The sequence below is a fragment of the Promicromonospora alba genome (genome assembly GCF_042654905.1).
Lineage (GTDB): Bacteria > Actinomycetota > Actinomycetes > Actinomycetales > Cellulomonadaceae > Promicromonospora > Promicromonospora alba.
The window spans coordinates 536,846-551,737 of record NZ_JBHSFI010000003.1 but is presented as its reverse complement, the minus strand read 5'-3'; the positions used below and the strand labels follow the sequence as shown (position 1 = coordinate 551,737).

General features: G+C 71.5%; 9 protein-coding genes. 8 read left to right on the top strand and 1 reads right to left on the bottom strand.

What is annotated here, in order from left to right; genetic code table 11:
* Window positions 1-25 precede the first annotated feature (25 nt).
* A complete protein-coding gene (locus ACFO6V_RS07665) occupies window positions 26-829 on the bottom strand; it encodes an IclR family transcriptional regulator (RefSeq protein ID WP_377133872.1) in 804 nt (267 codons plus the stop codon).
* A gap of 188 nt (window positions 830-1,017) precedes the next feature.
* On the opposite strand from ACFO6V_RS07665, the gene kduI reads away from it, so the two are divergent.
* From kduI to ACFO6V_RS07625, 8 genes are all read left to right on the top strand, one after another.
* Window positions 1,018-1,836 carry a 5-dehydro-4-deoxy-D-glucuronate isomerase gene (gene kduI, locus ACFO6V_RS07660; RefSeq protein ID WP_377133870.1) on the top strand — a complete coding sequence of 273 codons (819 nt, stop codon included), beginning with the start codon at window positions 1,018-1,020 and terminating at the stop codon, window positions 1,834-1,836.
* Window positions 1,833-2,624 (top strand): SDR family oxidoreductase, encoded by a 792-nt coding sequence (locus ACFO6V_RS07655; RefSeq protein WP_377133868.1) that lies wholly within the window; start codon window positions 1,833-1,835, stop codon window positions 2,622-2,624. The genes kduI and ACFO6V_RS07655 overlap by 4 nt, the downstream gene beginning before the upstream one ends.
* An 88-nt stretch (window positions 2,625-2,712) precedes the next feature.
* Window positions 2,713-3,813: a sugar ABC transporter substrate-binding protein gene (locus tag ACFO6V_RS07650; RefSeq protein WP_377133866.1), complete on the top strand. Its 1,101-nt coding sequence runs from the start codon at window positions 2,713-2,715 to the stop codon at window positions 3,811-3,813.
* Between the two features lie 98 nt (window positions 3,814-3,911).
* Window positions 3,912-4,859: an ABC transporter permease gene (locus tag ACFO6V_RS07645; RefSeq protein WP_377133864.1), complete on the top strand. Its 948-nt coding sequence runs from the start codon at window positions 3,912-3,914 to the stop codon at window positions 4,857-4,859.
* Window positions 4,856-6,430 (top strand): sugar ABC transporter ATP-binding protein, encoded by a 1,575-nt coding sequence (locus tag ACFO6V_RS07640; protein WP_377133862.1) that lies wholly within the window; start codon window positions 4,856-4,858, stop codon window positions 6,428-6,430. The genes ACFO6V_RS07645 and ACFO6V_RS07640 overlap by 4 nt, the downstream gene beginning before the upstream one ends.
* 2 nt (window positions 6,431-6,432) lie before the next feature.
* Window positions 6,433-7,425 carry an ABC transporter permease gene (locus ACFO6V_RS07635; protein ID WP_377133860.1) on the top strand — a complete coding sequence of 331 codons (993 nt, stop codon included), beginning with the start codon at window positions 6,433-6,435 and terminating at the stop codon, window positions 7,423-7,425.
* 65 nt (window positions 7,426-7,490) lie between these two features.
* Window positions 7,491-8,981: an aldehyde dehydrogenase family protein gene (locus ACFO6V_RS07630; protein ID WP_377133857.1), complete on the top strand. Its 1,491-nt coding sequence runs from the start codon at window positions 7,491-7,493 to the stop codon at window positions 8,979-8,981.
* Between the two features lie 96 nt (window positions 8,982-9,077).
* Window positions 9,078-14,837: a ThuA domain-containing protein gene (locus ACFO6V_RS07625; RefSeq protein WP_377133855.1), complete on the top strand. Its 5,760-nt coding sequence runs from the start codon at window positions 9,078-9,080 to the stop codon at window positions 14,835-14,837.
* The last annotated feature ends 55 nt before the right edge of the window (window positions 14,838-14,892 follow it).

The window sequence follows — 14,892 nt, the reverse complement described above, 5'->3', positions numbered from 1 at the left end:
ACCTGCGGTCCGGCGCCGCGCGGGGTCAGCGCACCAGGCTGTTGTTGTGCACGGCTGCCAGCCGCGACTTCACGCTGAGCAGGGTCTCGATGATGAGGTCCTCGCGCCCGTCGCCGAGCCGGCTGATCGGCACCGCGACGCTCATGGCGTCCACGGCGTGGAGGCCGAAGGGGAGTGCGACGCCGAAGCAGCGCACGCCCATGCACGACTCCTCGCTCTCGGTCGCGTAGCCCTGGTAGGCCGCGCGGTCGATGATCTCGAGCACCGCGTCCTTGTCGGTAGTGGTCTTCGGCGTGATCGCGGAGATCGACTCCGGCACGAGATCGCCCCGCGACTCCGCGGGCATCTCGGCGAGCAGGGCCCGCCCCAGCGAGGTGGCGTACGCGGGCAGGCGGCGTCCGACGGCGGAGTGCATGCGCAGCGGGTGCACCGACTCGCGCTTGGCGGTGTAGATGACGTCGGCGCCGTCGAGCCGTCCGAGGTGCACGGTCTCCTGGGTGGCGGCGGCCACCTCGTCGAGGACGGACGTCGCGCGGGCCAGCACCGGGTCGCCGTCGAGGTAGGCAGAGCTCACGACGAGCGAGTGGATGCCGAGCTGGTAGACGCTCCCGGTGGGGTCGGTCTGCAGCCAGCCGCGGTCGACCATGGTCCGCAGCAGCGCGTGGAGGCTGCTCTTGGGGATGCTGAGGCGCGTCGAGAGCTGCAGCTGGGTACCGGGGCCGTTCGCCGCGATGTCGTCCAGCAGGTCCAGGGCGCGGGCCGCGGACTTGACCGGCCCGGCGTCGACGGAGCCGGCGACCTCCTTGCGGAGTTCCTTCTGAAGCTGCATGAACGCTCTCCTCTGTCCTTCTGCGCACCACCGCGCGCACCACCGTGGCGGTCCGCGGGGTGAAACAACACTACCGCGAGTTCGCATATATGGACAGGTTTCCACCCCTTGACCAGTGAGCGCGATCACGTCTATCGTCGGGCAAGTTCACATAGACGAACACAGTTCACAAATTGAGGGGTGACTGCGTGATCCAGGTTCGATATTCGACAGCTCCGTCCAGTGCGGAGACTGCTACTACGGCGGACCTGCGCGAGAACTTCCTGGTCGGAGACCTCTTCGTGAGCGGAGAGGTCCGGGGCACGTACACCCACGACGACCGGATGGTGATCGGCGGGGCCGTTCCCGGGACCGGCCAGGTCGGCCTCCCGGCCTGGTCCGACGTGCTGGGCACCGATGCCCACCTCGAGCGTCGCGAGCTCGGCGTCGTCAACGTGGGCGCCGCGGGCCACGTCGTCGTCGACGACGAGAAGTTCGAGCTCGACCACCTCGACGGCCTCTTCGTCGGACGGGGGAGCGAGGTGTCGTTCGTCGGCGCCGACGCGGCCTTCTACTTCGTGTCCGCCCCGGCCCACGCGACCTACCCGACCCGGGCGCTCGTCCACAGCGAGGTGGAGCCCGTCGCGCTCGGCTCGGCCGAGGCGGCCAACGAGCGCAACCTCTTCCGCTACGTCTGGGGTCAGGAGGTGGAATCCTCGGTGCTCCAGTTCGGCGTCACCGTCGTGTCCGGCGGCTCGGTCTGGAACACCTTCCCACCGCACCTGCACGGCCGCCGCACCGAGATCTACTGCTACGTCGACCTCGACGAGCAGGACCGCGTCTTCCACTTCATGGGCGAGCCCGGCGCCACGCGCCACCTCGTGCTCCGCAACCGCGAGGCCGTCATCTCCCCGCCGTGGTCGATCCACTCCGGCGCCGGCACCGGGTCGTACGCCTTCATCTGGGCGATGGCCGGCGAGAACAACGCCTACACCGACCTGAGCCCCGTGCCGCTGGAGGACCTGTGACCACCGACCCGGCCGCCGGGACGGCCACCCAGGCACGCTCGCCCTTCGACCTGCACGGCAGGCGCGCGGTGGTGACCGGTGCCGGGCGTGGCCTCGGCCGGGCGATCGCGCTCGGGCTCGCCCGGGCGGGCGCCGACGTCGTCCTGCTCGGCCGCAAGGGCAACCAGGACACCACTCGCGGCCTGGCCGCCGACCTCGGCGTCGAGGCCGACGTCGTCGACCTGGACGTGAGCGACCTCGACGCGGTCGAGCGGGTCAGCGCCGAGCTGAACGACAGCCGCCAGGTCGACATAGTGATCAACAACGCCGGGATCATCGATCGCGCCGACTCGGTCGCCGTCGGCCGCGACTCCTGGCAGCGGGTGCTCGACGTCAACCTGAACGGGCTCTTCTTCCTCACCCAGCAGCTCGGCCGGCCCATGGTCGAACGCGGCCACGGCAAGATCGTCAGCATCGCGAGCCTGCTGTCCTTCCAGGGCGGCCTGCGCGTGGTGTCGTACGCCGCCAGCAAGCACGGCGTGGCCGGGGTGACCAAGGCGCTGGCCAACGAGTGGGGACCGCACGGCGTCCAGGTCAACGCCATCGCGCCCGGCTACATGGTCACCGACAACACCACGGCGCTCCGCGAGGACGCGGACCGCTCACGCTCCATCCTCGACCGCATCCCGGCCGGCCGCTGGGGCACCGCCGAGGACATCGCCGGGGCCGCGGTGTTCCTCAGTTCCTCGGCCGCCGACTACGTCAACGGCCACGTCCTGGCCGTCGACGGCGGCTGGATGGCTCGCTGATCCACGCTCTTCCGTCCGTCCCACCACTCAGTCCCACCACTCAGTCCCACCGCCGGTCACCGGCACTGAACGAAACAGAGGAACGACAATGAAGTTCACCTCTCGACACACCGCTGCGCGGCACACCGCAGCCGTCATCGGCGTCGCCCTGGCGGCCGCCACCCTCACGGGCTGCACCGAACAGGCCGGCGGCGGCGCTGCTGCCGGCGGGGGCGACGCCGCCTGCGACCCCGCGGACGTGACCCTGGTCGGCCAGGTCCGCAACGAGTCCAACCCCTACGAGGCCGCCTGGCTGGACGGCGGCGACGCCTTCGCCGAGCAGGTCGGCCTCACCCAGGAGCGCCTCACCTACGACGGCGACTCGACGCGCCAGCAGGAGCAGATCAGCCAGCTGCTCGCGGGCGACACCGAGTGCCTCGTCATGAACATCCTGCCCAACGGCGACTCCGACACCCCGCCCATCGTGGAGGGGGCCGAGGAGGCGGGCGCCTACCTCGTCACCCAGTGGAACAAGCCGGCCGACCTGAACGTCACCGACTACGACCAGTGGCTGTCGCACATCACCTACGACGGCGTGGAGTCGGGCAAGCAGATCGGCGACGCGCTGGCCGAGGCCATCGGCGGCTCGGGCGGCATCGTCGCCCTGCAGGGCATCCTCGACACCGGCGCCGCCAAGGACCGGTTCGCCGGGCTCGAGGAGTCGCTGGCGGCCAACCCGGACGTCGAGCTGCTCGACGACCAGACCGCCAACTTCTCCCGCGCGGAGGCGCTGGAGGTGACCAAGACGCTGCTCACCAAGCACGGCGACGACGTCAAGGGCATCTGGGCCGCCAACGACGACATGGCGCTCGGTGCGCTCGAGGCGCTGCAGCAGGCGGGCCGCGACGACGTCGCGGTGGTCGGCATCGACGCCGTGCCGGACGCGCTCACCGCGATCCAGGACGGCACCATGACGGCGACCGTCTCCAGCGACGGCCCCTGGCAGGGCGGTATCGGCCTCGCCATCGGCTACTGCGTGGCGACGGGTGAGCTCGCCGCCGCGGACATCGCCGCCGAGGACCGCGCCTGGTTCGCCGAGCAGTTCCTCATCGAGCAGGACAACGTCGCCGACTTCGTCTCCCCGGAGGTCAGTGAGGACGACTTCGCCTGCGACAACCTCTTCAGCCGGTCGCAGGGCGCGATCTCGTGACCATGGCACCCCCCACCGACACAGGCACAGGGGCCGGCGCAGGGGCCGGCACAGAAGTCGGCACCGACCCTGCGCAGCGCCCCCGGCCTCGGCGGGGGGTGTCGCTCCGGGACGCCGGCCCGCCGATCGCCCTGGTCGTCATCTTCGGCGTCTTCGCAGTCCTCAGCCCCGACTTCCGGACCGTCTCGAACGTGCAGAACGTCCTGGACGCCGCTGCGGTCCTGGCGGTCGTGACCTGCGGCATCAGCTTCGTGCTGATGATGGGGTCGATCGACCTGTCAGCTCCCGGGATCATGGGGGCGGCCGCGATCACCGTCGCCCTCCTGGCCGCCAACAACCGCAACGACAACGACCTGGGGCTGCTCGCGGTCGCGGTCGCCGTCCTCCTCGCGGCCGCGCTCGGCTGCCTCAGCGGGCTCGCACTGGTGGTGCTGAAGGTGCCGTCGTTCATGACGACCCTCGGCATCTCCGCGGTGGGGCTCGGTCTGGCCACCCTCATGTTCGCGGGGGTGCAGCCCAACGTCTCCGACCCGATGCTGGAGGGCTGGGCGGTCGAGCGGTTCCTGGGCCTGGCCCGCCTGACCTGGATCGCGCTGGCCTGCGTGCTCGTGGGCGCTCTTGTGCAGCGCTACACGCGCCTGGGCCGGTACGCGTTCGCGATCGGCGGCGCCGAGGAGGTGCTCGCCCTCTCGGGCGTGCGGGTCGCGCCCTACAAGGTCGCGGTCTTCACGATGGCCGGCGCGTTCTACGGCCTGGCCGGCGTGCTGGTCACGAGCCAGCTCGGCGCGGGGCTCGTCCAGGCGGGGAGGGGCTACGACTTCTCCGCCATCACCGCCGCCGTCGTCGGTGGCACGCTGCTCACCGGCGGCCGCGGCGGCATCCTGCACTCCACCGTCGGGGTGCTGCTGGTGACGGTCCTGACGAACGGCCTCGTCCAGGTAGGGGTGAGCCCTTACTGGCAGGGCGGGGTCCAGGGCCTCATCGTCGTCGCGGCCGTCGCCGCCGCCGTCATCCCACAGCGTCGTAGGAACCAGGTGACCAAATGACCACCAACCTGCGGGCCCAGCCCGCATCAAAGGTGCCAGCACCCGTACCCGCCCTCGAGGTGCGCGGCCTGGTCAAGCACTACCCGGGCGTCAAGGCGCTCGACGGCGTCGACCTGGTCGTGCGCCAGCACGAGGTGCTGGGACTTGCCGGCGAGAACGGCGCGGGCAAGTCCACGCTGCTCAAGGCCCTGGTCGGCCTGGTGCGGCCGGACGGCGGCGAGATCTGGGTGCGCGGCGAGAAGGTACGGCTGAAGAGCATCATGGACGCCGCCGACCACGGCATCGGCATGGTGTTCCAGGAGCAGTCGCTCGTCCCCAACCTCACCGCCGCAGAGAACATAGTGCTCGGCAGCGAGGGGCCCGGCGTGCGCCGCGGCGTCTACCGCTGGAACACGATGCGCAGGCTCGCGCAGGAGCAGCTCGACAAGATCGGGTCGCACATCGATCCCCTCGCGCGCACCGACACCCTGAGCTTCGCCGACCGGCAGATGGTCGAGATCGCCAAGGTGCTGCGCATCGAGGAGCGCACGTCCCACCCGCCGGTGATCATCCTCGACGAGCCCACCTCGGTGCTGGAGTCCAAGGAGATCGAGACCCTGTTCACCCAGGTGCGCAGGCTGCGCGAGTTCGCGTCGGTCGTCTTCGTCTCGCACCGGCTCGACGAGGTGCTCGACGTCTGCGACCGCGTGGCCGTGCTGCGCGGCGGCCAGTCGGTGGGGGAGCTGCCCGCCGCGGACGCCGCCCCGGCCGAGCTGCACCGGATGATGATCGGCTCCACCGGGTCCGAGGACCACTACCACGGTGCCGCCGCCGAGGGCTCCGACGAGCAGTCCGACGAACCCCGCAGGCCTCGCCTGGTGGTGCGCGGCCTGACCGGCAAGACCTTCCGCGACGTCGACCTCGACGTGCACGCGGGCGAGATCGTCGGCATCGTCGGCGTCCACGGCTCGGGCCGCGAGGACGTGTGCCGCGCGCTGTTCGGCGCCGAGCCCACCACCGCCGGCGAGGTGGTGCTCGACGGCGAGAAGCTCGACCTGTCCGGCACCCGCGCGGCCTGCGCCGCCGGCGTCGGCTACGTGCCGGCCGAGCGCAAGACCGAGGGCATGGTGGGCCCGATGTCGGTCGCCGACAACATGACCCTCACCAAGCAGCACGCACGCTGCACCGGCCCCGTGGTGCGGCCGCGCAAGCAGGCCACCCTGGTGGACAGGTGGATCGAACGGCTCTCGATCCGCACCCCGCACCGGGGCACCGCGATCCAGCGCCTGTCGGGCGGCAACCAGCAGAAGGTCGTGCTGGCCCGCTGGCTGGTGGCCGGCGACGTCCGGCTGCTGCTGCTCGACCACCCGACCCGCGGCCTCGACATCGGGGCCCGCTCGGAGGTGTACCGCCTGATGCGGGAGCTCGCGGCCGGTGGCGTCGCCACGGTGCTGCTCGCCGACAGCCTCGAGGAGGCGATAGGCATGTCCGACCGGATCGTCGTGATGAGCGATGGCCGCGCCACCGCCGAGGTCGCCGCCCCCGCCGGCGGCAAGCCGACCCCGCTCGACCTCGTCAAGGAGATGGTCTGACCATGTCCGCACCCGTCCTCGCGACGCCGGCCCCCGACGCCGTCGTCCTGGCGCGCCCCACGGTCGGTCAGCGCCTGACGTCGTTCATGCCGGTCATCGCGCTCGTCGTGCTGCTCGCGGCGCTGACGATCGCCGACCCCAGCTTCCTGACCCTGAACAGCCTCACGGCCGCGGTCCGGACCTCGGCTCCGCTCGTCGTGCTCGCCGCGGGCGCCACTCTGGTGGTCCTGTGCGGTGGCATCGACCTGTCGATCGCGGCGCTCTGCTCGCTCGCCACCGTCTTCTTCGCGCTGTGGCTGCCCGACCTCGGCGGGCTCACCACTCTCGCGATCATCGCGGTCACCGCCGCGATCGGGGCGCTGCAGGGCGTCGCCCACGTGCTGCTCCGCATCCCGTCCTTCATCGTCACCCTGGGCGGCATGAGCATCTTCGCCGCGGTCGCCCTGGTGATCTCCGACGCCGGGCCGATCCGGGTGGTCGACCGGGACGCCACCAACTGGCTCACGCTCTACGTGGGCGGCGTGGTGCCGATGGCGTTCGTGGTCGCGCTGGTGGTCGTCGCGGTCATCTCGCTGGTGCTCCGGCTCACCCCGCTCGAGACCTGGGTCCGCGCCACCGGGTACTCCGAGTCGGCGGCCCGGCTGGGCGGCGCACCGGTCGACCTGGTCAAGGTCGCCGCCTTCACCGTCTCGGGTGCGTGCGCCGGACTGGCCGCCGTCATGCTGGTCTCCCGGAACTTCAGCGGCAGCCCGTCGATGGCCGACAACCTGCTGCTGCCGGCGGTCGCGGCCATCGTGGTGGGCGGCACCGCCATCACCGGCGGCCACGGCTCGCTGTGGCGCAGCCTCGCCGGTGCGCTCGTGGTGACGCTGCTCCGGGTCGGGCTGCCGATCGTCGGCGTCCCGTCGGCGTGGGAGCAGATCCTCTACGGCGCGATCATCGTCGCCGCCGTCGCGCTCACCCTCGACCGATCGAAGGTCCTGATCATCAAGTAGCCGCGACCCGCCCCAGCCCAGCCCCACCGACGACCTCGAACCCTAGAAACCCACGGAAGGCTCTCATGTCCGAGAATCCTCAGCTCCTGCCCGCCGTCTCCTCGTTCCTCTCCTCGCCCAGGCAGCTGCTGATCGACGGCGAATGGGTGGACGCCAAGGACGGCCAGACCTTTGCGACGGTCAACCCCGCGACCGAGGACGTGCTCGTCCAGGTCGCCCAGGCCTCGGCGGTCGACGCCGACCGCGCGGTCACGGCCGCCCGCAACGCCTTCGAGCACGGCTCCCCGTGGTCGAGGATGACCCCGCGCGACCGCTCGCACCTGCTGTGGCGCATCGGCGACATGATCGACGAGCGCACCGAGGAGTTCGCGCAGCTCGAGTCGCTCGACAACGGGAAGAGCCTCGCGTCCGCCCGGGGCGACGTCGGCGTGGCCGCCGAGCTGTTCCGCTACTTCGCGGGCTGGGCCACCAAGATGGAGGGCACGACGATCCCGATGTCGGTGCCCGGCCGCGACTTCCACGCCTACACGCGCCGCGAGGCGATCGGCGTCGTCGCGGGCATCGTGCCGTGGAACTTCCCGCTCACCATGGCGGCCTTCAAGATCATCCCGTCCATCACGGCCGGCAACACGGTGGTGCTCAAGCCCGCCGAGCAGACGCCGCTCACCGCGCTCCGGCTCGGCGAGCTGCTGCTGGAGGCCGGCGTCCCGGCCGGCGTCGTCAACATCCTGCCCGGGTTCGGGGACGCGGGCGCTGCGCTGGTCGACCACCCCGGCGTCGACAAGGTCGCTTTCACGGGCAGCACCGAGGTGGGCAAGAAGATCGCCGCCGGCGCCTCGAAGAACCTCAAGAAGGTGTCGCTGGAGCTCGGCGGCAAGGCGCCCAACATCATCTTCGCCGACGCCGACCTGGACGCCGCGATCGCCGGCGCCGCGCTGGCCGGCTACTTCAACGAGGGCCAGTGCTGCGTCAACGGCTCGCGCCTGTACGTCCAGCGCGAGGTGTTCGACCAGGTGATCGAGGGCGTCGCCGCGGCGGCCAAGGCCATCAAGGTCGGCGATGCGTTCGACCCGGCCACCACCATGGGGCCGCTCGTCTCGCAGGAGCAGCACGAGAAGGTCATGGGCTACGTCCGCGGGGCGGTCGCCGACGGCGCGACGCTCGCCGCGGGCAGCCCGGAGTCGGCCGCCGACCGCGGCTACTTCTTCTCCCCGACCCTCATCACGGACGTCACCGAGCAGATGGCGGTCCAGACCGACGAGATCTTCGGCCCCGTCATCACCGCCATCCCGTTCGACAGCGAGGACGAGGTGGTCGCGGCCGCCAACAACACCGTCTACGGCCTGGCCGCGGGCGTGTGGTCGAAGGACCTCAGCACGGCCCACCGCGTCGGCGGCAGGCTGCGGGCCGGCACGGTCTGGCTCAACACCTGGCACGCGGACGACGTCACCCTCCCGCGGGGCGGCTTCAAGCAGTCCGGCTGGGGCCGCGAGCTGGGGTCGTTCGGCCTGGACGACTACACGGAGCTCAAGACGGTCATCGCAGAGCTGCGCTGACCGTGCGCCGCGGTCCGGGCGGTCGGCCCTGCACGGGGCCGGCCGCCCGGGTCGCCGTCATACCCCCCACCACCACGTGCGAAAAGGGATTCAACGATGAACCTGCTACGCAGACCTGACCTGCGGCGCCCCGCGCGCCGCCCCCGCCGGGCGCCCGCGCGCCTGGCGGCCATGCTGGCCGCCCTCGCGGTGGCCGTACCCCTCGGGAGCGGCGTCGCGCAGGCCGCCCCCGACACGTCCGCGCAGGCCGCCGCGGGGTCCGTCGACGACGGAGTCCTGCGGGTCCTGCTGTTCTACAAGCCCAACTTCCACGCCTCCCACGTCCAGGCCCGCCAGGCCGTGCGCGACCTCGCCACGCAGCTGGGCACCGAGTACGACCAGCCGGTCGAGATCCAGGAGACCGAGGACGCCGCCGCCTTCACGACGGAGAACCTCGCGACCAAGGACACCGTGGTGTTCGCGCAGACGGGCGGCGTGCTGTTCAACGTGGCCCAGCGCGCGGCGCTGGAGTCGTACATCCGCGGCGGCGGCGGGTACATGGGCATGCACTACGCCGGCTGGTCGGTCGGCCAGAGCGAGCACGACGTGAACCCGTTCTACGCCCGGCTCGTGGGCGCGATGTCCGAGGGCCACCCCGAGAACCCCGCGGTGCGCCCGGGCCGCGTGGTGGTCACGGACGCCGCGCACCCGCTGACCCAGGGGCTGCCCGCCGACTTCACGCGCAGCGACGAGTGGTACGACTGGCTGGTCAACCCGGCCCCGAACGTGCGCACCCTGCTCAACGCCGACGAGTCGTCGTACGGCGGGGGCAACAACGGCACGGACCACCCGATCACCTGGTGCCAGGAGATCGACGAGGGCCGGTCGTGGTACTCCGGCATGGGCCACGAGGGCACCGCGTACTCCGAGGCCCCGATCCGCACGCAGATGAAGAACGGCCTGGCCTACTCCTCAGGCCTGCTGCCCGCCGACTGCTCGCCCCCGGACAAGTCGGAGCAGGGCGCCTGGAGCGGCGTCACGCCCTGGCCGCTGGTCCCGATCAACGCGGCGCTGACGTCCGACGGCAAGGTCCAGTCGTTCGGCAGCGTCTCGTCGGGCTGCACCGACGGCACGCCCTACGACTTCGGCGGCAACTCGTGCGTCACGCAGGGCGGCCAGATGGAGATCGACGTCTGGGACCCCGCTCAGGAGCGCACCACCGCGAACGTGAGCGACAACGTCGTCACGAACTCTACGTACACCGACCTGTTCTGCTCGATGCAGGTGCAGATGCCGCACCGGCGGGCCACGATGACGGTCGGCGGTGACGACAGCCTGGGCGGCAACGCGCCCAACGACGGGTCGCTCGGCGTCACGAGCTACACGACGAACCAGGGCCTGCGTACCGAGGCCCCGATGAACTTCCCGCGCTGGTACCCCACGGGGACCACGCTGCCCGACGGCTCCGTCGTCGTGCAGGGCGGCAGCCTCGAGGGCGGTCCCGGCGGGCCCGGCGTGCTGACCCCGGAGATCTACACGCCCGACGAGGGCAGCTCCTGGAAGCTGCTGGACGGTGCCACCAGCGCCGCGGCGTACGGCGACGGCGGGAACGGCAACGGGCCCGACGAGAACCGCTGGTGGTACCCGCGCGCGTTCGTCGCGCCCGGGAGCGGCAACGTCTTCAACATCACCGGCACGCAGATGTACGAGCTCGACCCCTCGGGCGACGGCGAGATCACGCTCCGGGGTACCCTGCCCGCGGACGTCGCCAACCAGGGCGGCCTCGGCAACCCGGTCGGCGCCACGTCGACGGCGACCATGTACCGCCCCGGCAAGATCCTGCAGGTGGGCGGCGGCTGGTGGGCCAACGGCGGGGGACCGGCCGGTGCTCGCGCCGGCTTCACCGTCGACATCACCGGCGGCACCGACGCCCCGGTGGTCGAGGCGACCGAACCGATGAGGCACCAGCGGCACTGGGCCACCTCGACCGTGCTGCCCGACGGCAACGTGATCGTCACCGGCGGCTCGCGGGACAACAACGGCAACGGCGGCTACGTCACCACCGCCGAGATCTGGAACCCCGACACCGGCAAGTGGACGGTGGTGGACGTGCCCTACGAGCACGCCCGGCTCTACCACTCGACGGCTCTGCTCCTGCCCGACGGTCGCCTGATGGTGGGCGGCGGCGGTACGCCGGGCCCGCGCAACTACACGGACGTGGAGTTCTACTCCCCGGCCTACCTGTTCGACGGCAACCAGCCGGCGGCGCGTCCGGAGGTCACGGGCGTCCCGAAGAAGGTGGGCTACGACGGCACCTTCGACGTGCAGGCCGACGCCGGGGTCTCCCGGGTCACGCTGGTCCGCAACGGGTCGGTGACGCACGGGTTCAACAACGACCAGAACTTCCAGGACCTGGCGTTCGCCCAGGAGGGCGGCAACCTCACGATCGAGACCCCGGTCGACGGCACCTACGCCCCGCCCGGCGCGTACATGCTGTTCGTCTTCGACGAGGACGGCACGCCCTCGGTAGCCGACATCGTGCAGATCGACCCGACGGTCGAGATGGACGCCCGGGCACCGCACCTGGTCGACCAGCTCGAGTACCCCCGCATCCCGGCCGAGTGGCGTTCCGCCAACCCGCCGGCAGTGGTGGACGTCGAGCCCGGCAACGGCCGGATGTCCCCGTGGGAGGTCGACAGCAAGGTCCAGCTGGTCCGCGCGGCGGCCTCCAGCCAGGGCGGTCTCGGCGGCACCGGCTACCACCTCGGCGTGGGCGCCGAGGGCAGCCTGACGCGCACGGTCAAGGGTCTCGACCCGGGACGTGAGTACCGGCTCTCGCTGCGCTATGCCCGCGACAGCCGGTCCGCCGGCACCGCTCCGGGCACCGCCGACCTCACGATCGGCGACCTGTCGACGACCCTGTCGGCAGCGCCGGACCTGTCGTCGCAGAGCAAGTTCGGCAAGTACGTCGGCACCTTCACCGCGGGGGCCCGGTCGCAGGACCTGACCATCGCCGCCGGGGACTCCGGCGCGGGCGTCATGATCGACGACCTGGTGATCGTGGGCTCCGACCCGGGCGCTTCCGACGTCCCGGTCCACTACGAGTTCGAGGAGGGTTCCGGGACGAGGGCGGCCAACACCGGCACGGACGCCGGCGTCGGCGCGGCAACGCTCACGGGCGCGACCGGGTGGAGCGAGAACGGCGTCTTCGGCGACGCGCTCAATCTCCCTGGAGGGTCCAACGCCAATGCGGCGGACCTGCCCGACAACCTGCTCCAGGGCGAGGCGAACTTCACCACCTCGTTCTGGGTGCGCCCCGACACCAAGGCGAACTGGATCGGCCTGTTCCACATCGGGGACGGGCTCGCGGACGCGGGCAGCTTCTTCCAGATCCAGATGCAGACCAATGCCGCCGGTGCGACGGGTCTCGCGGCGACGTTCAAGGCCAAGGGGGCCGCGCTGCAGGAACGGGTCTACGCCACGCCGACCCGTGACGTGGTGGCGAACGAGTGGAACCACGTCGCGTTCACCCGGCAGGGTGCGACCGGCACGCTCTACCTCAACGGCGACCCCATCGCGTCCCGCGACGACCTGACGATCGACATGACCGACGTCGGGCCGACGGCCAACAACTGGCTGGGCCGCAACGGGTTCCCCGACCCGGCCTACGACGGCCTGATGGACGACGTCCGCGTCTACACCTCGACGCTCGGCGACGCCGAGATCGCGGCCCTGTACGACGACGGCACCGCGCTCGCCACGACCACCACGGTCACGGTCGAGCCGGTCTCCCCGTCGCCGTTCGCCGAGCCGGTCACGGTCACCGGGGCCTTCGCGGCCGCGAGCGGCGGAGCCCCCGCGGGCGTCGCCGAGCTGTGGGTCGACGGATCCCGCATCGGGGGTCAGGCCGACGTCGCAGCCGGGGCGGTGTCGTTCACCGACGTCGCGCTCTCCCCGGGTGAGCACGACGTGCAGGTCCGCTTCCTCGCCGACGACGGGTGGCGCGACTCCGCGCAGACCGTCAAGCACACGGTGGAGCGACCGCCGCCCGGCGAGGGCACGCCGATCCACTACACCTTCAACGAGGGCCAGGGCACGACGGCGGCCAACACCGGCCTGGACAGCTCGGTGGGGGCGGCGACGCTCGGCGGGTCTGCCGGCTGGACCCCCGACGGACGGTTCGGCACGGGGGTCAACCTGCCCGGCGGCGCGTCGGGCACGGGCAACCAGGTAGAGCTGCCGGACAACATCGACGCGGGCATGGACGACCAGTTCAGCGTGTCGATCTGGGCTCGTCCGGACGCCCTGCCCACCTGGGTGCCGCTGTTGCAGATCGGCAGCAGCACCGACACGTTCTTCCTGCTCCAGTCCAACACCCAGACCAGCGGGGCCACCGGCTTCGCCGCGACGTTCAAGGCGCCCGGCACGCCGGGCAGCGCCCAGGAACGTCTGGTGCTGGGCCAGGGCAACGACCTGCCGCTCAACGAGTGGACGCACGTGGTGTTCACCCAGAGCGGGTCGGTCGGGAAGATCTACTTCGACGGCGAGCTGCAGGCCACGCGCAACGACTTCACCGTCAGCATCGGTGACATCGGCGTGGGCGGGCAGACGACGACGAACCTCATCGGCGGCACGAGCTGGCCGGACGCCCGCTGGGACGGCCTGGTCGACGACTTCCGGATGTTCGGGTACGAGCTGACCGCCGAGCAGGTGGGCCAGCTCCACGCCGGCCCGGCGGCCAACGTGGCCCCGGTCGGTGCGGCAGACGCCTACGGCACCGTCGAGGACGAGCCGCTCACGGTGGAGGCGCCGGGTCTCCTGGCGAACGACACCGACGTCGACGGCGACGACCTGACCGCCACCGGGCTCACGCAGCCGGCCAACGGTGAGGTCGCGCTAGAGGCGGACGGCTCGTTCACCTACACGCCCGACAGCGGGTACTTCGGGACGGACACCTTCACCTACAAGGCGTCCGACGGCGCGGCGACGTCGGCGGCGACCACGGTGACCATCACCGTCGAGGAGGGTGAGCAGCCGCCGGTCAACACGGCACCGGTGGCCGGCGCCGACGCGTACGCGGCGGTGGGCGGGCAGCCGCTCATCCTCCCGGCGCCGGGCGTGCTGGCCAACGACACGGACGCCGACGGCAACGTGCTGACCGCCACGGGGGTGACCCAGCCCGCCAACGGCAAGGTCACGCTCGCGGCGGACGGGTCCTTCACCTACACCTCCGACGCCGGGTTCTCCGGCAAGGACGTCTTCACCTACCGGGCCGACGACGGGGAAGACCTCTCCGCGGCGGCCACGGTGACCATCACGGTGAAGTCGCCCGCGGTGACGGCGGTGGCCGGGGTGGCCCTGCCGATCACGTACGGCACGGCGGGGACGGTCTCGGTGGCGGTCTCACCGGACACGGCAACGGGTTCGGTAGCGCTGCGCAACGGCGAGACCGAGCTCGCGACGGCCACGATCGCGGACGGACGGGGAACCCTCGTCCTGCCGGCCACCTCGCTCCGGCCGGGGGTCTACGACCTGACGCTGAGCTACGGGGGCGACGCCGATCACCGGGCGTCGTCGTCGAAGGTCAGGGTCGTCGTGGAGAAGGTGATGCCGACCATGGAGATCACGGCGGCGAAGGCCGCCGGGAACAAGGCAGTGGTCACCGTGTCGCTCACCGCGCCGTACGACGTCCGGGTGACCGGGCAGGTGCGGCTGGCCGTCCAGGGTGGGCAGACGCTCCTCGGGACGATCGAGAACGGCCGAGCCCGGTTCGAGGTGCCCCGGCCGAGGAACGGCGACCTGACGGTGACGGCGACCTACCTCGGCAGCGAGCTCGTGCTCGCGGCGGAGACCAAGGTGACGCTCAGGGTCCGCTAGTTGAAAAGCGTGGGCCCGGAGGACGGATCCTCCGGGCCCACGCTGTCTTGCTTCT